Source organism: Subdoligranulum sp. APC924/74, from assembly GCF_003324125.1.
GTDB lineage: Bacteria > Bacillota > Clostridia > Oscillospirales > Ruminococcaceae > Gemmiger > Gemmiger qucibialis.
On the sequence record NZ_PSQF01000199.1, the window covers coordinates 1 to 521 of the forward strand.

Annotated in this window: 1 tRNA gene; it reads right to left on the reverse strand. The window is 49.5% G+C overall.

Annotation, left to right across the window (positions count from 1 at the left end):
• Positions 1-136: 136 nt before the first annotated feature.
• Positions 137-212: transfer RNA gene (locus C4885_RS16210), tRNA-Ala, on the reverse strand.
• Between the last annotated feature and the right edge of the window lie 309 nt (positions 213-521).

Below are 521 nucleotides of genomic sequence, written 5' to 3' on the forward strand. Positions count from 1 at the left end.
CACACTCTATTCTACGGGGAGGTTTCTCTTTGTCTAGGGCTAAAGCCGTTTTTATTCCACCAGCTTAGCTGGTGGTTTTTTCTTCACTCAAGTTCTTAATAAAAAACGCCGCATCGTACAAAACGATGCGGCAAATTGGTGGACTCGAAGGGGATCGAACCCTCGACCTCTCGGATGCGAACCGAACGCTCTCCCAGCTGAGCTACGAGCCCATGTTGTTGACTTAATTACTATACCGCAGCAGGGGAAAATTGTCAAGCTGGTTTTGAAAAAAGTACACAGATGTTGTTCAGCCTGAAAAAGCGGCAGGAGAACGCCGGGAAAACGTGATCCCGGAAGTAGGCAAAGGCCTTTATCATGCTTACCCGGTCAAGAATATTGTACCGGATGCAAAGCAGAGGTATGAAAACATGCTGCGGCATTTGCGGGCATAAAACAATTTAGGGCAATACCGCACAATTCCCGCCTGACGGCTTAAGCACCGCTCCGGCGGCTGCGGCACGGCATCTGCGTTGCCAAAA